The 17898-nt window shown below is 71.3% G+C and carries 11 protein-coding genes, 2 rRNA genes and 2 pseudogenes (1 of these 15 running past the window's edge); 11 read left to right on the top strand and 4 right to left on the bottom strand.

Annotated elements, in window-relative coordinates; genetic code table 11:
- Nucleotides 1-1249 (top strand): 23S ribosomal RNA (locus VSR01_RS13625); it begins 1880 nt to the left of the window's first position.
- Nucleotides 1250-1329: 80 nt separating this feature from the next.
- Nucleotides 1330-1446: ribosomal RNA gene (gene rrf, locus VSR01_RS13620) — 5S ribosomal RNA — on the top strand.
- Between the two features lie 68 nt (nucleotides 1447-1514).
- Here the strand turns inward: rrf and VSR01_RS13615 are convergent.
- Nucleotides 1515-2738, bottom strand: a complete 1224-nt coding sequence (locus VSR01_RS13615) for a hypothetical protein (protein ID WP_326449485.1) — start codon at nucleotides 2736-2738, stop codon at nucleotides 1515-1517.
- A gap of 187 nt (nucleotides 2739-2925) precedes the next feature.
- Here VSR01_RS13615 and mtnA point away from each other — a divergent pair, with 187 nt between their 5' ends.
- From mtnA to VSR01_RS13580, 7 genes and pseudogenes are all read left to right on the top strand, one after another.
- A complete protein-coding gene (gene mtnA / locus VSR01_RS13610; protein WP_326449484.1) occupies nucleotides 2926-3996 on the top strand; it encodes an S-methyl-5-thioribose-1-phosphate isomerase in 1071 nt (356 codons plus the stop codon).
- Between the two features lie 213 nt (nucleotides 3997-4209).
- Nucleotides 4210-4899, top strand: a complete 690-nt coding sequence (gene mtrA / locus VSR01_RS13605) for an MtrAB system response regulator MtrA (protein ID WP_326449483.1) — start codon at nucleotides 4210-4212, stop codon at nucleotides 4897-4899.
- A gap of 1 nt (nucleotide 4900) precedes the next feature.
- Nucleotides 4901-7003, top strand: coding sequence for an MtrAB system histidine kinase MtrB (gene mtrB / locus VSR01_RS13600; protein WP_442785449.1), 2103 nt, complete (start codon nucleotides 4901-4903; stop codon nucleotides 7001-7003).
- A complete protein-coding gene (locus VSR01_RS13595) occupies nucleotides 7000-8868 on the top strand; it encodes an LpqB family beta-propeller domain-containing protein (RefSeq protein ID WP_326449482.1) in 1869 nt (622 codons plus the stop codon). Before mtrB ends, VSR01_RS13595 begins: the two co-directional genes overlap by 4 nt.
- 176 nt (nucleotides 8869-9044) lie before the next feature.
- Entirely contained in the window at nucleotides 9045-9722 is a 678-nt protein-coding gene (locus VSR01_RS13590) for a ComF family protein (RefSeq protein WP_326449481.1), read from the top strand.
- Nucleotides 9723-10068: 346 nt separating this feature from the next.
- The gene (hpf, locus tag VSR01_RS13585; protein ID WP_442785448.1) at nucleotides 10069-10761 is read left to right on the top strand and encodes a ribosome hibernation-promoting factor, HPF/YfiA family; all 693 of its coding nucleotides are present in this window, start codon (nucleotides 10069-10071) and stop codon (nucleotides 10759-10761) included.
- A gap of 258 nt (nucleotides 10762-11019) precedes the next feature.
- Nucleotides 11020-11688, top strand: a pseudogene (locus VSR01_RS13580) (response regulator); the annotation flags it as partial.
- A gap of 37 nt (nucleotides 11689-11725) precedes the next feature.
- On the opposite strand, the pseudogene VSR01_RS13575 reads toward VSR01_RS13580, so the two are convergent.
- Together VSR01_RS13575 and VSR01_RS13570 are read right to left on the bottom strand one after the other, a co-directional pair.
- Nucleotides 11726-12909, bottom strand: a pseudogene (locus VSR01_RS13575) (winged helix-turn-helix domain-containing protein).
- A gap of 115 nt (nucleotides 12910-13024) precedes the next feature.
- Nucleotides 13025-13621, bottom strand: coding sequence for a GNAT family N-acetyltransferase (locus tag VSR01_RS13570; protein WP_326449480.1), 597 nt, complete (start codon nucleotides 13619-13621; stop codon nucleotides 13025-13027).
- 178 nt (nucleotides 13622-13799) lie between these two features.
- Here VSR01_RS13570 and secA point away from each other — a divergent pair, with 178 nt between their 5' ends.
- Nucleotides 13800-16628, top strand: a complete 2829-nt coding sequence (secA, locus tag VSR01_RS13565) for a preprotein translocase subunit SecA (RefSeq protein ID WP_326449479.1) — start codon at nucleotides 13800-13802, stop codon at nucleotides 16626-16628.
- Nucleotides 16629-16766: 138 nt separating this feature from the next.
- Here secA and VSR01_RS13560 read toward each other — a convergent pair whose 3' ends face one another.
- Nucleotides 16767-17237 carry an Rv3235 family protein gene (locus VSR01_RS13560; RefSeq protein WP_326449478.1) on the bottom strand — a complete coding sequence of 157 codons (471 nt, stop codon included), beginning with the start codon at nucleotides 17235-17237 and terminating at the stop codon, nucleotides 16767-16769.
- Between the two features lie 140 nt (nucleotides 17238-17377).
- Between VSR01_RS13560 and VSR01_RS13555 the strand changes: the two genes are divergently transcribed.
- Nucleotides 17378-17884, top strand: coding sequence for a DUF6912 family protein (locus tag VSR01_RS13555; RefSeq protein ID WP_326449477.1), 507 nt, complete (start codon nucleotides 17378-17380; stop codon nucleotides 17882-17884).
- Nucleotides 17885-17898: the final 14 nt, after the last annotated feature.

Genomic DNA, 17898 nt, shown 5'->3' with positions numbered 1-17898 from the left:
GGTTAAGGAACTCGGCAAAATGCCCCCGTAACTTCGGGAGAAGGGGGGCCACACCTGGTGATCACTCTTGCAGTGTGAGCTGGGGGTGGCCGCAGAGACCAGCGAGAAGCGACTGTTTACTAAAAACACAGGTCCGTGCGAAGCCGTAAGGCGATGTATACGGACTGACGCCTGCCCGGTGCTGGAACGTTAAGGGGACCGGTTAGTCCTGCTTCGGTGGGGCGAAGCTGAGAACTTAAGCGCCAGTAAACGGCGGTGGTAACTATAACCATCCTAAGGTAGCGAAATTCCTTGTCGGGTAAGTTCCGACCTGCACGAATGGCGTAACGACTTCTCGACTGTCTCAACCATAGGCCCGGTGAAATTGCACTACGAGTAAAGATGCTCGTTTCGCGCAGCAGGACGGAAAGACCCCGGGACCTTTACTATAGCTTGATATTGGTGTTCGGTTCGGCTTGTGTAGGATAGGTGGGAGACTGTGATCATCGGGCGCCAGCCTGGTGGGAGTCGTCGTTGAAATACCACTCTGGTCGTGCTGGATGTCTAACCTCGGTCCGTGATCCGGATCAGGGACAGTGTCTGGTGGGTAGTTTAACTGGGGCGGTTGCCTCCTAAAGGGTAACGGAGGCGCCCAAAGGTTCCCTCAGCCTGGTTGGCAATCAGGTGGTGAGTGTAAGTGCACAAGGGAGCTTGACTGTGAGACTGACGGGTCGAGCAGGTACGAAAGTAGGGACTAGTGATCCGGCGGTGGCTTGTGGAAGCGCCGTCGCTCAACGGATAAAAGGTACCCCGGGGATAACAGGCTGATCTTCCCCAAGAGTCCATATCGACGGGATGGTTTGGCACCTCGATGTCGGCTCGTCGCATCCTGGGGCTGGAGTCGGTCCCAAGGGTTGGGCTGTTCGCCCATTAAAGCGGTACGCGAGCTGGGTTTAGAACGTCGTGAGACAGTTCGGTCCCTATCCGCTGTGCGCGTTGGAGTCTTGAGAAGGGCTGTCCCTAGTACGAGAGGACCGGGACGGACGAACCTCTGGTGTGCCAGTTGTCCTGCCAAGGGCATGGCTGGTTGGCTACGTTCGGGAGGGATAACCGCTGAAAGCATCTAAGCGGGAAGCCTGCTTCGAGATGAGGGCTCCCACCCCCGTTGAGGGGTTAAGGCTCCCAGGAGACGACTGGGTTGATAGGCCGGATGTGGAAGCCCTGTGAGGGGTGGAGCTGACCGGTACTAATAAGCCGAGGGCTTGTCTACAAGACTGTGTGTTCGCGTCCACTGTGCGGTTCTGAAACAACCAGCCCCACCCGTTGGCGGGTGGGTGTGTTTCATGGTGTTTCGGTGGTCATAGCGTGAGGGAAACGCCCGGTTACATTCCGAACCCGGAAGCTAAGCCTTTCAGCGCCGATGGTACTGCAGGGGGGACCCTGTGGGAGAGTAGGACACCGCCGAACAATCATTCAAAGCCCCGGCCCCGAGTCTCACGACTCGGGGCCGGGGCTTTCTGCGTTCCTGTTTCTCTTCAGTTGCCGTCCTGCGCGGCCCGGATCAACTCCAGGTCCAGGGACTCACGGCGAATGCGCTGGTCCATGTAAAGGAGCGCGGTCACCCCCGCGCTGATCGGCAGCGTCAGAGCCGAGCCGATGGTGCCGCCGATGGCAACGAAGATCAGGTAGCTCCAGTGCGACGTGTTGTCCGTACTGAACAGCCCGGACGCGCTCTGTCCTGAGACGCCGGCCCCGATCAGGTTGAACGGCAGCTCGATGATCGCGGATGCGATGAGGATCAGAACGACGGCCAGGAGCTGGACGCCGAGGACCCGCCACCATGCGCCGGACACCAGCTTCGCCGACCTCTTCATCGACGCGACGACGCCCTGGCGTTCCAGCATCAGCGCCGGTGCGGCCAGGCTCCACTGGACCCACAGCCATACCGCGACCAGGCTCCCCGCCAACAGCCCGAGGACGGCGAGCGCGGCTCCTCCGTCGTCCGAGCCGAGCAGGGCGACCAGTCCTCCGGGCAGTGCGGAGACGGCCAGCACGGCACACAGGATCAGCGGCGTGAGCACCATCAGGCCGAGCAGCCGCGGGACTTGGGGCCGGGCGGACGTCCATGCCTCGCGGGCCGTGACCGGCCGGCCCAGTACGGCGCGGCTGATGACCATGGTGAGCATGGAGGTGGCGACGATCGTGCCGATGATCGTGACGAGCACGCTCAGCCCGGAGGCGGCCAGGGAGCCGCCGACGGCGTGCAGGACGTCGCCGGCGCTGGGATCGGTCTTGTCCTGCAGGTCGTTCAGGCTGTCGTGGTCGATGAACTGGTGCTCGAAGACCACGTTGGCGGTCTGGGTGAGCGCGCCGACGACGACCGTGGTGCCGAGCAGGGCGCGCCAGTGCCGCCGCAGCGTTGCGATCGCGCCGTCGAGGATGTCGCCGAAGCCGAGGGGCCGCAGCGGGATGACGCCCGGCTTGGGCGCGGCCGGCACGGGGATTCCCCAGCCCGCTTGCGGGTACTGCTGCCAGCCCTGGGCCGCCGGCCCCCACTGCGGCCCGCCGTTGTACGGCTGCTGGTACCCGTATCCCGGGGGTGGGACGGGCGGTGTGGGCGGCGCGGTCTGTCCCGGCTGCCCCTGCCGGGGTACACCGTCCTGCTGCGACTGCGGGCCGGGCTTGGTGGTGGGGCCTGCGCCGTCGTCCGGCTCGGGGGAGTCGGAGGATCCGGGCGCCGGGCCCGGAGTGCTGGTCATCGGAGGCTGCCCCTTCGTCGTACTCGTGGTCCTGCGTGCGGTTCTGTCGCGCGGTCCCGCGTGTGTCTCCCGCTCTGGTCCCGCGTGCGGTCCGGCGGCTTCTGCTGGCGCAGAACTGCTGGTTGCCGCCGGTCGCCATCGTGTCACGACCTGCCTTCAACGGGCTCTGGCAGGGCAGACTGAGGGGATGGGTGATCACGTGACGCGACCCGACGACGCTGCCATACCGACCCTGTGCTGGGAAGAGCCCCCGGACGGGCCGGTCCTCGTGCTCCTCGACCAGACCCGGCTGCCTCATGAGGAGGTCGAGTTGGTCTGCACGGACGTGCAGGCGCTGGTCGGGGCGATCAGTTCGCTCGCGGTCCGGGGCGCGCCGGTCCTGGGCATCGCCGGGGCGTACGGCGTGGCTCTCGCGGCGGCGCGGGGCTACGACGTCGAAGAGGCTGCGGAGCTGCTCGCGCAGGCGCGGCCGACCGCGGTCAATCTCGCGTACGGCGTGCGGCGTGCCGTAGCCGCGTACCGCGCGGCGGACCCGGACCGGGCTCCTGCCGTGGCGCTCGCCGAGGCGCGGGCGCTGCATGCTGAGGACGCGGCGGCGAGCGCGGCGATGGCGGCGCACGGGCAGCGGCTGCTCGCCGAACTGGCGCCCGGGGGTGGCTACCGCCTCCTGACGCACTGCAACACCGGCGCTCTGGTGTCCGGCGGTGAGGGTACGGCGTTCGGCGTGGTGCTGGCGGCGCACCGCGCGGGCGAGCTGCGGCGGCTGTGGGTGGACGAGACGCGGCCGCTGCTGCAGGGCTCCCGGCTGACGGCGTACGAGGCGGCACGGGCCGGTATGCCCTACACCCTGCTCGCGGACAATGCGGCGGGGTCGCTGTTCACGGCCGGTGAGGTGGACGCGGTGCTGGTCGGTGCGGATCGGATCGCGGCGGACGGCTCGACGGCGAACAAGGTGGGCACGTATCCGCTGGCGGTGCTCGCCGCCTACCACCATGTGCCGTTCGTGGTGGTGGCGCCGACCACGACCGTGGACCTGGCGACGCCGGACGGTGCGGGCATCGAGGTCGAGCAGCGGCCGGCCGGTGAGGTGACCGAGCTGGCCCGGGCGCCGCTGGGGGCCCAGGCGTACAACCCGGCCTTCGACGTCACGCCCGCGGAGCTGATCACCGCGATCGTCACGGAGAACGGGACGGTCTCCCCGGTGACGGCGGACGGTCTGGCGGCGGTGTGCGCCGGGCGGAAGTCGTCCACAGGCTGAGTTGTCCACAGGCTGATCCGTCGACCGCTCCGCGGACCGGTCGCGGTCTGTACGCTGAGTCGCGAAGAAGGTTCGGGCGCCGATGGCGACGACTTCCGCCGGATGTCGATGGATGTCCGCGCTGTCCCTGGACATCCACGGGCGATCGCGGACATCTCCCCTGGCTCCGTGACCTCGATCACCGCTGGTCACGGGAACCGATACGTAAATGGGATGATGGTCGGTATGAAGGGACGTGTCCTGGTCGTCGACGACGACACAGCGCTGTCAGAGATGCTCGGCATCGTGCTGCGCGGAGAAGGGTTCGAGCCGTCGTTCTGCGCGGACGGTGACAAGGCGCTGGCGGCCTTCCGGGAGAGCAAGCCCGACCTGGTGCTGCTGGACCTGATGCTGCCCGGCAGGGACGGCATCGACGTGTGCCGGCAGATCCGGGCGGAGTCGGGCGTGCCGATCGTCATGCTCACCGCGAAGAGCGACACCGTGGACGTCGTCGTCGGCCTGGAGTCCGGGGCGGACGACTACGTGATCAAGCCGTTCAAGCCGAAGGAGCTGGTCGCGCGGGTGCGGGCGCGGCTGCGCCGGGCCGAGGAGCCGACGCCCGAGCAGCTGACCATCGGCGATCTGGTGATCGACGTGGCCGGCCACTCGGTCAAGCGCGACGGACAGCCGATCGCACTGACCCCGCTGGAGTTCGACCTGCTGGTGGCGCTCGCGCGCAAGCCGTGGCAGGTCTTCACCCGCGAAGTGCTCCTGGAGCAGGTGTGGGGCTACCGGCACGCCGCGGACACCCGCCTGGTGAATGTGCATGTGCAGCGGCTGCGGTCCAAGGTCGAGCAGGACCCCGAGCGCCCCGAGATCGTGGTCACGGTCCGCGGCGTCGGCTACAAGGCGGGACCGGGCTGAGATGTGCGCGTCGTACGAGCGTGAACGACTGGAGAGCCGGCTCGCGGACCCGATGCGAGGGCTGCTGCCGGTCATCCGCTCGTGCGTGCGCCTCGCCAGACGGCCGGTCCAGCCGGCCGTCCGGCTGTGGCGGCGGAACATCCAGCTGCGCGTGGTCGCGTTCACCCTGCTGATGTCGGTGGGCGTGGTCCTGCTGCTGGGTTTCGTCGTCATCGGGCAGGTCAAGAACGGCCTGCTGGACGCGAAGGAGAAGGCCGCGACCAACCAGGCGGCTGGCGGATTCTCCATCGCCGAGCGGATGGCCGACCAGAGCCAGTCCCGTGACACCTCCGCCGCGGGCAGTCCGCAGAAGCCGATCAACTCCGGGGAGTGGCTGAACCAACTGGTCGAGCAGCTGGCCAGCGGTGGGAAGGGCGTCTACTGGGTCGCCACGCTCAGCCCGGGCGGCACCGACGACCCGTCGGCCCCCGGCCAGAGCAGCACCAGCGCGCGTGGTTCGCGCGGGTCCGGCAGCATCCTGCCGGACGCGAGCATCCCGCACTCGCTGAGCACCGAGATCGAGTCGCACGCCGGGGCGTACAAGCAGTACACCCTGGCGAAGACCGACGACGGCAGCGCGCCGCGGCCCTCGCTGGCGGTCGGCAAGCGGATGCTGGACCCGAACGAGGGCTCGTACGAGCTGTACTACCTCTTCCCCTTCGACCAGGAGGAGAAGACGCTCGGCCTGGTCAAGGGCACGCTGGCCACCGCCGGCATCTTCGTGGTGGTGCTGCTGGGCGCGATCGCCTGGCTGGTGACGCGGCAGGTCGTCACGCCGGTGCGGATGGCGGCCGGCATCGCCGAGCGGCTCGCTGCCGGGCGGCTCCAGGAGCGGATGCAGGTCACCGGTGAGGACGACATCGCGCGGCTCGGCGAGTCCTTCAACAAGATGGCGCAGAACCTGCAGGTCAAGATCCAGCAGCTGGAGGATCTGTCCCGGATGCAGCGCAGGTTCGTCTCAGACGTGTCGCACGAGCTGCGGACCCCGCTGACGACGGTGCGGATGGCCGCGGACGTGATCCATGACGCGAAGGTCGACTTCGATCCGGTGACGGCGCGCTCGGCCGAGCTGCTGCAGAACCAGCTGGACCGCTTCGAGTCGCTGCTGTCGGACCTGCTGGAGATCAGCAGGTTCGACGCGGGCGCCGCGGAGCTGGCCGCCGAGCCGATAGACCTGGGCGAGGTGGTGCGCCGGGTGGTCGAGGCGGCCGAGCCGCTCGCTGAGCGCAAGGGCAGCCGGGTCGTCATCCGCGGCGACGTGCAGCCGGTGATAGCCGAGGCCGACGGCCGCCGGGTGGAGCGGGTGCTGCGCAACCTCGTCGTCAACGCGATCGAGCACGGCGAGGGCCGGGACGTGGTGGTGCGGCTGGCCTCGGCGGGCGGGGCGGTCGCGGTCGCGGTCCGTGACTACGGCGTCGGGCTGAAGCCGGGCGAGGCCACCCGCGTGTTCAACCGCTTCTGGCGGGCGGACCCGGCCCGTGCCCGTACCACCGGCGGCACCGGCCTGGGGCTGTCCATCGCGGTGGAGGACGCGCGGCTGCACGGCGGCTGGCTGCAGGCCTGGGGCGAGCCGGGCGGCGGCTCGCAGTTCCGCATGACGCTGCCGAGGACCGCGGGGGACACCTTGCGCGGTTCACCGATACCCCTGGAGCCGGACGACTCCCGCCGCAACCGGGGGCTGAAGTCCTCCGGGCTGCCCCCGGCTGCCCCCGGCGGGTCCGCGGCGCCGGGGGCGTCGGGCGCGCCCGGTACGCGGGCCGGCGCTTCGGCCACCGGTACGCCCACCGGCCGGGGCACCGCGCTGCCGGCCGTCCCCGAGCCGCGCGCGTCCGGTCCCGGCGCCCCGGCGACCGGCCCGGAGGACGGCGGCACTCCGCGCGCCGGCCACGGCGGGTACGCGGGGCCGGGCGCGGCGAACATACGCGGCGCCGTGCCGCGCCGCGGGCCGCTGCCGCCGATGCAGCCGGCTCCGTCCAGGCCGCCGGCCGCGGACCCGGCGGCCCTGCCGGGCAACGGCGCGCGCGTGGTGGAACGCAGGGAAGCGGCCCGGAAGGACGACGTGTGAGGCGGACGGCGGAGGGCCGCGGACGGCGGCGGATGCGGCGTGTCCTGCTGCCGGTGTGCGCGGGACTGCTGCTGGCCGGCTGTGCGTCGATGCCCAGCAGCGGAGAGGTGCGCAAGGTCGGTGACGGCCAGCGCGCGGACGCCGACACCCAGGTACGGGTGGTCCCCGTGCCGCCGCATCCGGGCGAGAGCCCCGGGGAGATCCTCGACGGCTTCCTGGAGGCCACCACCGGCAGCGAGCCGGACTTCGCCACGGCGAAGAAGTACCTGACGAAGGAGTCCAGGCGGGACTGGAACCCGACGAGCGGGATCTCGGTGTTCGCCAGCAGCCAGATGCGCCCGGAGCAGACGGACAACACCAGCCGCAAGCAGGGCATCATCACGCTGACCCTCGACGGCACCCTGGCGGCCACCGTGGACGCCAAGCACGCGTACCAGCCGGACCAGCGGCCGTTCCAGACGTCGTTCCGGCTGGTCAGGCAGGGCAGCGACTGGCGGATCGACGGTCTGGACGACGGCCTGGTGATGTCGGCCTCGGACTTCCAGCGGGTCTACCACTCGGTGAACATGTACTACTTCGCCAAGCTCGGCCCGGGCGGCCCGAGCCACGGCAGTGCCACGCAGACGCTGGTGCCCGACCCGGTGTACCTGCGCAACCAGAACGACCCCCTGGTCTCCATCGTGGCGACGCTGCTCGGCGGCCCCAGCGCGTGGCTGTCGCCGGTGGTGACCACCGCGGCGCCGTCGGGCGCGGCACTCGACCGCGACAGCCCCGACCAGGGCGTCACCCTGGACGACTCGCAGCACCTGAAGGTGCGCCTGGACAAGCGGTCCGCGAGCCGGCTGCACGGCAGCGCCTGCAACCGGCTGGCCGCGCAGCTGTACGCGACGGTGCAGGCGCAGGCGACCGCCGACCTCGCGGTGGCCGAGGTGGAGCGGCCCGACGGCTCGGCGCTGTGCTCCTCCGGCCCCAGCGGCAGTGACATGTACGGACCGGGCAACCTCATCGGCGACAGCCCGCAGCCGTACTTCATCAGCGCCGACGCCCCGCGTCGGCTGATGGAGCTGCGCCTGGGCTACGAGAAGAGCGCGTCCCCCACGGCGTCGCCGGTGCTCGGACCGTTCGGCGGGACCAAGGCGGACCTGGACTCCGTCGCCGTGCGCCGCGACCAGACCATGGCCGCCGGCGTGCGGGACAACGGACGCGGGCTGTACGTGGGCTCGCTCACCGACGGCTCGGACTCCGACTTCGGCCAGGCCCTGGTGGCCAGTGCCGGCAGCGGCCAGGACAACGGGCTGAGCGCGCCCAGCTGGGACGGCCTCGGGGACCTGTGGGTCGCCGACCGCAACCCCTCGGCGCCGAAGGTGATGGTGCTTCCCGGCGGCCGCGGACCCGCGGTGTCCGTGGCGATGCCCGACCCCGATGGGCGGATCGACACGCTGCGGGTGTCCAGCGACGGCATGCGCGTCGCGCTGCTGGTCCAGCAGGGCGACGACACCAAGCTGGAGCTGGGCCTGGTCCAGCGCACCGGCACCCTGGAGCACCCGGGCTTCACGATCGTCGGACTGCGCACGCTGACCGCTCCCGGCGAGAGCGTCGCCTCGGTCTCCTGGGCGGGCGCGAGCCGCATGGTGGCGCTGGACAGCAAGACCGCCGGGGTGCAGCAGACCGAGTACATGAACACCGACGGCTCCGTGACGACGTCGCTGCAGGGCGGTGTGGGCGAGGCCGTCTCGGTCGCGGCGTCCGAGGGGTCGGGACAGCCGCTGCTGGCCTCGTACAAGAGCAGCGTGTATCTGCTGTCCACGGAGGGCGACTGGCGGCAGATCAAGCCGAAGGGCGGCAGCCCGGTCTATCCGGGCTGAACCGGCGGCTCGCGGGCGCCGCGGCGGCCCATGGCCTGCGCAAGACCACTCCGCTCGGGCTTGCCTGCCCGTGCCTGCCTGCCGGCCGCGGCGTCGGGACGTCCCCTCGCGGAGTTTTCCACAGCCCTCGAACGAGTGACTGGCGGGCGCTCGCGGCCGACCCGCACAGTGGAGTCATGCGGGGCTGGTGGCAGGAGATCGCCGGGTTGGTCCTCCCGGCGGACTGCGCGGGCTGCGGGCGTCCGCGGACGGAGCTGTGCGTGCGGTGCCGGGGTCGGCTGGGCGGGGTGGCCACGGCGCGGCGGGTGCGGCCGTCCCCCGAGCCGCCGGGGCTGCCGCCGGTCTGGGCGGTCGGGACGTACGCGGACGAGGTCCGCGCGGTCATCCTCGCGCACAAGGAGCGGGGTGCGCTGGGGCTGGCCGCGCCGCTGGGGGCCGCGCTGGCGGGGGCGGTCCGCGGTTCCGGCGCCGCGGGGCCGCTGCTGCTGGTGCCGGTGCCGTCCTCCCGTCGGGCGGTGGCGCAGCGCGGGCACGACGCCACGGTCCGGATGGCCAGGGCGGCGGCCGGTGAGCTGCGGCGCCACGGCGTCCCCGCCAGGACGCTCGCGGCGTTGCGGCAGCTGCGCCCGGTCGCCGACCAGTCCGGCCTGCCCGCGGCCCGGCGGCTGGCGAACCTGGCCGGGGCGGTGGCGGCCGCCCCGGGCCCCGCGGCACTGCTGGCGGTCGCGCCGGTGGTGCTGGTCGACGACCTCATGACCACGGGGGCGTCACTGGCGGTGGCGGCCCGGGCCGTGACCGTCGCCGGCGGCCGGGTCGCCGGGGCGGCCGTGGTGGCCGGACCGCATGATCCATGACGACGGGCCGCAGGGTCCATGACGACGAGGGAGGCGCACGGGAACCGCTCGCGGGCGCATCGCCGCAGGCGGGAGAGGGGGACATTCACTCGCAAGGAGCTGTCGCGTCGCTGGGGATGCCGACATCCACACTCCGGGACTATGTTCGGGTGAGAGGGACGACGACACCGCGGGTGTTGATCTTCCCAGTGGGGCAGAAGGAGGTGAAAGCCGCGGCTTCGCGGCACCCGGAAGCCCCGGGGGCGGCGGAGCGGCAGCCAACGCAGCGCCGGGCGGACTGGCATCCGTTCCGGCCAGGAAAGGGATCGCCCCCGGTCACGAGGGCGATCCGGGAACGGAGTTCTGCGTGGACATCGTCGTCAAGGGCCGCAAGACCGAGGTGCCCGAGAGGTTCCGTAAGCACGTGGCCGAGAAGCTGGACAAGATCCAGAAGCTCGACGGCAAGGTGATCAGCCTCGACGTCGAGGTGTCCAAGGAGCTCAACCCCCGGCAGGCGGACCGTTCCGACCGGGTGGAGATCACGCTGAACACCCGGGGTCCGGTGGTGCGCGCGGAGGCCGCCGCCGCCGACCCGTACGCCGCGCTGGACGTCGCCGTCACCAAGCTGGAGGCGCGGCTGCGCAAGGCGGCGAGCAAGCGGCACACCCGCAGGGGCAACGCGAGGACGCCCGCCGCAGAGGTGGGCGCGGCGGTCCCCGGCGCCGCGCGGCTGGACGGGGACGGCACGCTGGTCGTGGACGAGCAGCAGGGGGACGGGGTTCCGACCACCCGGTTCGGGCCGCTGGAGGTGCGCGGCGAGGGACCGCTGGTGGTCAGGGAGAAGACCCACGCCGCGGCGCCGATGGCGCTGGACCAGGCGCTCTACGAGATGGAACTGGTCGGGCACGACTTCTACCTGTTCGTGGACAGCGAGACGAAGCTGCCCAGCGTGGTCTACCGCCGGCACGGCTACGACTACGGCGTCATCCACCTGAACGCGGACCAGGCCGGGACGCAGGCGCCGGCCGGGGCGGGCAGCGTGCTGGGCCACGGCGCCTGATCCGGAGTGCTCGATCGGCGGCGGCCGGTCGGCGGCCGGTCGGCGGCTGATCGGCTGTTGATCGGCGGCGGTTGATCGCCGTCCAAGATGGCGAAGTCCGGTGCCCCCGAGGTCGCTTGGGGGCACCGCCGCCGTCCGGACGTGAAATGCTGGGCCCGTGGTGATGGTGGTCTGGAGGGGGAGTAACTGATGCCGGACTTCGAACACGGGGGCCCCGGCGAGCGCGGCCCGGCCGCGTACGGCGAACGGCCGGGGCCGGTCCGGGCCGAGCCCATCAGGGTGCTCGTGGTCGACGATCACGCGTTGTTCCGCAGGGGCCTGGAGATCGTGCTGGCCACCGAGGAGGACATCGAGGTCATCGGGGAGGCGGGCGACGGCGCCGAGGCCGTGGAGAAGGCCGCCGACCTGCTGCCGGACATCGTGCTGATGGACGTGCGGATGCCGCGCCGCGGCGGCATCGAGGCGTGCACCTCGATCAAGGAGGTCGCGCCCAGCGCCAAGATCATCATGTTGACGATAAGCGACGAGGAGGCCGACCTCTACGAGGCGATCAAGGCGGGGGCGACCGGCTACCTGCTCAAGGAGATCTCCACGGACGAGGTCGCCACCGCGATCCGGGCGGTGGCCGACGGGCAGTCGCAGATCAGCCCGTCGATGGCGTCGAAGCTGCTGACCGAGTTCAAGTCGATGATCCAGCGCACCGACGAGCGGCGGCTGCTGCCCGCGCCCAAGCTCACCGACCGCGAGCTTGAGGTCCTCAAGCTGGTCGCGACCGGTCTGAACAACCGCGACATCGCCAAGGAACTGTTCATCAGCGAGAACACCGTGAAGAACCACGTGCGCAACATCCTGGAGAAGCTCCAGCTCCACTCCCGGATGGAAGCGGTGGTCTACGCGATGCGCGAGAAGATCCTCGAAATCCGCTGACCCCGCCGGCCCCGCCGCTCCCGCCGGCCGGACCGGCTCAGCGGCAGTCGTGGCCGCGCTTGACCGCCGCGACCAGGGGCTCCCGCAGCGTCTCGGGCAGCACACGCTCCACCCTCGCCTCGTCGCAGCCCACCCAGCCGGCCGCCTCGGCGATGGCGTCGGCCGCGGGCTGCACCGCCTTGGGACCGTCCAGCGAGACCTGCCGCGCCACCAGGGCCCGGCCCTCGCGCGCCGGGTCGACCCGTCCCACCAGCTTCCCGCCGGCCAGCAGCGGCATCGCGTAGTAGCCGTGGACGCGCTTGGGCTTGGGAGTGTAGGCCTCCAGCCGGTGGGTGAAGCCGAAGATCCGCTCGGTGCGCGGACGGTCCCAGATCAGCGAGTCGAAGGGCGACAGCAGCGTCGTACGGTGCCGGCCGCGCGGCTCCTCCGCCAGCGCCGCCGGGTCCGCCCAGGCCGGCCCCACCCCTCGACCTCCACCGGGACCAGGCCCGTGCCCTCTATCACCGCCATGACCTGCTCGCCCTTGAGCCGGTGGTAGTCCGCCAGGTCGGCGCGGGTGGCCACCCCCATCGCCGCGCCCGCCTGCGCGACCAGCCGGCGCACGCACTCCGCGTCGTCGATGTCGTCGTGCAGCAGCTCGGCCGGCACCGCGCGCTCGGCCAGGTCGTACACCCGCTTCCAGCCGCGGCGCTCGGTGCACACCACCTCGCCGGTGTCGAGCAGCCACTCGACCGCGATCTTGGTCTCCGACCAGTCCCACCACGGTCCGCCGTTCTTGGCGCCGCCCAGCTGCGTCGAGGTCTGCGGGCCCTCGGCCCGCAGCTGGTCGAGCACCGCGGCGCAGGACCGCTCGGCGTCGGCCAGCACGTGCCAGCGGTGGCCGCGGGCCCGCCGGGCGCGGCGGCGGAAGGCGAAATGCGGCCATTCCTCGATCGGCAGGATGCAGGCGGCGTGCGACCAGTACTCGAAGGCGTGGTTGCCCGTCCAGTACGCGCGCTCCACCGACTCCCGGCCCACCGCGCCGAGCCGGGCGTACGGGACCAGCTCGTGCGAGCGGGCGAGCACCGAGATGGTGTCCAGCTGCACCGCGCCCAGCGACCGCAGCACCCCGCGGGTACCCGCCCGCCGGTCGGGGGCGCCCAGGAACCCCTGGGCGCGCAGGGCGATCCTGCGGGCCTGGTCGGCGGACAGGCTGAGCTGGGGAGGCGGCACGGCAGTCATGCCCCGAAGCGTAGGGCCGCCCACTGACAACCGGCCCTGACCTGCGGACTCACCGCCCGCAGCGCCGGCGGACGCGGCGCTCGCGACGGGCACGCCGGCGCACCCCGCACGCCGGTCACGAAGGCTGCGACGGGTACGGCAGGTACGGCTGCACCGGCTCGCGGCCCCAGTCCGACGGCAGCAGCGACCCGACCCACGCGTCGCGCCGCGTCCCCGCGTGGACGACCTTGGACCGCAGCACGCCCTCCATCACGAAGCCCAGCTTCAGGGCCACCGCGCGCGACCCCTCGTTGCCGGCCTCGGCGTACCACTCCAGGCGGTCCACGCCGAGCGACTCGAAGCCCCAGACGCACACCGCCCGCGCCGCCTCGGTGGTGTAGCCCCTGCCGCGCTGCTCCCTGGCCGTCCAGTAGCCGAGCTCCGCCTGCCGCTGCGGGTGCCCCAGCTGCTGGAGCCTGAGCAGGCCCATCGAGCTGACCAGGGCGCCGCTCTCACGGGTGAAGACGCCGAAGTTGTACATCGTGTCGTCGCGCCATCCGCCCGCGCTGACCTCGTTGATGAAGTGCTCGCCGTGCTCGCGCGTATAAGGGGACGGCACCGACGTCCAGCGCGGGATCTCGGGGTCCTGGCAGGCCGCGACGACCGCGTCCAGGTCCTGCGGCTCCAGCCGCCGCAGCAGCAGCCGCTCGGTGGTGAGGGTGACGGGCTCCATCAGCCGAGTATCGCCGGGCACTGCGGGTGCCGGAAAACCGTTTTGCTGATGCCGGGCCTCCCGGCCGCCTGGTCTCCTCGCTTACGATGGCCGTTGCAGCCGGGACGAGACAGATCAGGAACCCCGCTGTGCCGGCGCGGCAGCCGCGCCAGGCCCGACCGGCAAGGAGCCAGCCTACGTGTCCGTCATCAGCAAGATCATGCGTGCAGGTGAAGGCAAGATCCTGCGCAAGCTGCACCGCATCGCGGACCAGGTCAATTCCATCGAAGAGGACTTCGTCGACCTCTCCGATGCCGAGCTGAGGGCCCTCACCGACGAGTACAAGGAACGCTACGCCGAGGGCGAGTCGCTCGACGACCTGCTTCCCGAGGCGTTCGCCACGGTGCGCGAGGCCGCCAAGCGCGTCCTCGGCCAGCGCCACTACGACGTGCAGCTCATGGGCGGCGCGGCCCTGCACCTCGGCTACGTCGCGGAGATGCGCACCGGCGAGGGCAAGACTTTGGTCGGCACCCTGCCCGCGTACCTGAACGCGATCTCCGGCAAGGGCGTCCACCTGATCACTGTCAACGACTACCTGGCCGAGCGCGACTCGGAGTGGATGGGCCGGGTGCACCGGTTCCTCGGCCTGGAGGTCGGCTGCATCCTGGCCAACATGTCGCCCGCCGAGCGCCGCGAGATGTACGCGTGCGACATCACCTACGGCACCAACAACGAGTTCGGCTTCGACTACCTGCGCGACAACATGGCGTGGTCGAAGGACGAGCTGGTGCAGCGCGGCCACAACTTCGCGATCGTCGACGAGGTCGACTCGATCCTGGTCGACGAGGCGCGCACCCCGCTGATCATCTCCGGCCCGGCCGACCAGGCCACCAAGTGGTACAGCGACTTCGCCCGGCTGGTGCGGCGGCTGAACCGCGGCGAGGCCGGCAGCCTCGGCAAGGAGGAGACCGGCGACTACGACGTGGACGAGAAGAAGCGCACCGTCGCCATCCACGAGTCGGGCGTCGCCAAGGTCGAGGACTGGCTGGGCATCGACAACCTCTACGAGTCGGTGAACACCCCGCTGGTCGGCTACCTGAACAACGCGATCAAGGCCAAGGAGCTGTACAAGAACGACAAGGACTACGTCGTCATGGACGGCGAGGTCATGATCGTCGACGAGCACACCGGCCGTATCCTCGCCGGCCGCCGCTACAACGAGGGCATGCACCAGGCCATCGAGGCGAAGGAGGGGGTGGAGATCAAGGACGAGAACCAGACGCTGGCCACGATCACCCTCCAGAACTTCTTCCGCCTGTACGACAAGCTTTCCGGCATGACCGGTACGGCCATGACCGAGGCCGCGGAGTTCCACCAGATCTACAAGCTCGGCGTGGTGCCGATCCCGACCCACCGTCCGGTGGCGCGCGAGGACCGGCCGGACCTGATCTACCGCACCGAGGAGGCGAAGTTCGCGGCGGTCGTCGAGGACATCGTCGAGAAGCACGAGAAGGGCCAGCCGGTGCTGGTCGGCACCGTCTCGGTGGAGAAGTCGGAGTATCTGTCGGCGCAGCTGTCCAAGCGCGGCGTCCCGCACGAGGTGCTCAACGCCAAGCAGCACGACCGTGAGGCCACGATCGTCGCGCAGGCCGGCCGCAAGGGCGCCGTCACCGTGGCGACCAACATGGCCGGCCGCGGCACCGACATCAAGCTCGGCGGCAACCCCGACGACCTCGCCGAGGCGGAGCTGCGCCAGCGCGGTCTCGACCCGGTGGAGCACGTCGAGGAGTGGGCCGCGGCCCTGCCCGAGGCGCTCAAGCGGGCCGAGACGCTGGTCAAGGCCGAGTTCGAAGAGGTCAAGGAACTCGGCGGCCTGTACGTGCTGGGCACCGAGCGGCACGAGTCGCGCCGGATCGACAACCAGCTGCGCGGTCGTTCCGGCCGCCAGGGCGACCCCGGCGAGTCGCGCTTCTACCTCTCCCTGGGCGACGATCTGATGCGGCTGTTCAAGGCGCAGATGGTCGAGCGCGTGATGTCGATGGCGAACGTGCCGGACGACGTCCCGATCGAGAACAAGATGGTCACCCGGGCCATCGCCTCGGCGCAGTCGCAGGTCGAGCAGCAGAACTTCGAGATCCGCAAGAACGTCCTGAAGTACGACGAGGTGCTCAACCGGCAGCGCGAGGTCATCTACGGCGAGCGCCGCCGCGTCCTGGAGGGCGAGGACCTGCGCGAGCAGGTGCAGCACTTCATGGACGACACCATCGACGCGTACATCGACGCCGAGACCCGCGAGGGCTTCGCCGAGGACTGGGACCTGGACCGGCTGTGGGGCGCGTTCAAGCAGCTCTACCCGATCAAGGTCACCGTCGAGGAGCTGGAGGAGGCGGCCGGCGACCGGGCCGGCCTGACCGCCGAGTTCATCGCCGAGTCCGTCAAGGACGACATCCACGAGCAGTACGCGGCCCGCGAGGAGCAGCTCGGCGAGGAGATCATGCGCGAGCTGGAGCGGCGCGTGGTCCTGTCGGTGCTCGACCGCAAGTGGCGTGAGCACCTGTACGAGATGGACTACCTCCAGGAGGGCATCGGCCTGCGGGCGATGGCGCAGCGCGACCCGCTGGTGGAGTACCAGCGCGAGGGCTTCGACATGTTCACCGCCATGATGGACGGCATCAAGGAGGAGTCCGTCGGCTACCTGTTCAACCTGGAGGTCCAGGTCGAGCAGCAGGTCGAGGAGGTTCCGGTGGCGGCCGCGCCGGCCGACGCGGTCGCGGCCGACGGCGTGCAGGACGCGGTCCCGTCGCTGGTCAAGCAGCCGGAGATCCGGGCGAAGGGTCTTGAGGCGCCCAAGCGGGCCGACCGGCTGCACTTCTCCGCGCCGTCGGTGGACGGCGAGGGCGGCGTGGTCCAGGGCGAGTTCGCGGGCGCGGCGGTCGAGGGCGGCGGCGCCGCCGAGAGCGCCGACGACGGGCTGACCCGCGCCGAGCGCCGCAAGGCCGCCAAGGGCGGGCGCCGCCGCAAGAAGTAGCCGCGGCGCGGCCGAACGGGCCGCCCGCGCAGACCGGTTCGGGGCCGGGCCTTCGGGTCCGGCCCCGAACTGTTTGCGGTCCGGCCGTCCCGGACATCCCGGTCGCGCCGGTGGCCTCGGTCGTCCAGCTCGTCCCGCTCACCTGGCCGCGACCTCGGTGCAGCGCCAGCGGGCCGGGCCGTAGCCGGGCCCCGACTCCTCGTTGCCGGGTTCCAGCCGGAAGGCCAGCGCACGGAAGACGTCCCGGTCCAGCGCCACCACCGCGGTCACCTCCAGCGCGCCGCCGTCGGTGCGGAAGCACCGGCAGCGGTACACGTACGGGGTACGTCCGCGGGCGCGCCGCCGCCAGTCCGCGCGGGCGGCGTGCAGCTCCCACAGCCGCTGGTACGCCTCGTCGCGGACCCGGCCGGCCAGCGAGGTCAGCGGGCGGCGTCCGGTGAGCACGTCGAGCAGCCGCCCGGCGAACCACACGTGGGGCGGCAGCGGGCGCGGCGCGGTGCGTGCGGGGCCCTGCGAGCGGGCGCCCGGGCCGCGCGGGTCGCGGCGGCCCGGCGGCGCGGTGCCGCCGCCCTTGCGGCGGGCGGCCAGGGACTGGGACGGCGTGTGCACGGCGGACCCCCAAAGATCGTTACCGGTTGGTAGGGCCGGTTGTAGGGGGCCGGATCGGGGCCGGGCAAGCAGCCGCCGCCCGCGTGGCGGGGCCGCCCGGATTCACCTATCAGGCTGGTTCCGCACGTATGCTTCACGCCATGCGCGTCTACATTCCCACCACGCTCGCCGGGCTGGCCGACGCCCACAAGGCCGGGGAACTGGGGCCGGCCCCGCTGGACGCCGTCGCGGTGACGCCGAGCCTGCGCGAGTGGTACGTCTCCGACGACATCGAGGAGCTGGAGTACGCGGCGTTGACGCGGGCCGCCCAGGCTTCGCTGCGGCTGCTGGCCGCCGATCCGGGGACGCCGCGCCGCCGGGTGGTCGTGGCGGTGGACGTGGCCGACGCGGCGGTGGGCTTCGACCCCGACCGCGGTCTGGACCCCGCCTTCCTCGGCCGGGTGCGACTGTCCTCGCCGGTACGGCTCGCGGACGCCGCGGCGGTGCACGCCGACGCCGCCGACGCGGAGCCGGACGTGGCCGCGGCCGCGGACGCGGTGGGCGCCGCGGACGCGGGCGACGACGACGCGCAGTTCACCGTCGACGGCGCCGAGGACCACGAGCTGCTGTGGTTCGCCACGCAGGAGATCCCGCATCTGATCGGCTGAGCCTTCGCAGGTCA

Origin of the sequence: Actinacidiphila sp. DG2A-62, from assembly GCF_035825295.1 — a bacterium.
GTDB lineage: Bacteria > Actinomycetota > Actinomycetes > Streptomycetales > Streptomycetaceae > Actinacidiphila.
The sequence above is the reverse complement of the archived record's forward strand: the minus strand, read 5'-3'. Positions and strand labels throughout refer to the sequence as shown.

Bases quoted from the DNA above. Each gene is read 5' to 3' on its own strand.
- VSR01_RS13615 (WP_326449485.1), bottom strand. From the start codon at position 2,738: ATGACCAGCACTCCGGGCCCGGCGCCCGGATCCTCCGACTCCCCCGAG.
- mtnA (WP_326449484.1), top strand. From the start codon at position 2,926: ATGGGTGATCACGTGACGCGACCCGACGACGCTGCCATACCGACCCTG.
- mtrA (WP_326449483.1), top strand. From the start codon at position 4,210: ATGATGGTCGGTATGAAGGGACGTGTCCTGGTCGTCGACGACGACACA.
- mtrB (WP_442785449.1), top strand. From the start codon at position 4,901: ATGTGCGCGTCGTACGAGCGTGAACGACTGGAGAGCCGGCTCGCGGAC.
- VSR01_RS13590 (WP_326449481.1), top strand. From the start codon at position 9,045: ATGCGGGGCTGGTGGCAGGAGATCGCCGGGTTGGTCCTCCCGGCGGAC.
- VSR01_RS13570 (WP_326449480.1), bottom strand. From the start codon at position 13,621: ATGGAGCCCGTCACCCTCACCACCGAGCGGCTGCTGCTGCGGCGGCTG.
- VSR01_RS13555 (WP_326449477.1), top strand. From the start codon at position 17,378: ATGCGCGTCTACATTCCCACCACGCTCGCCGGGCTGGCCGACGCCCAC.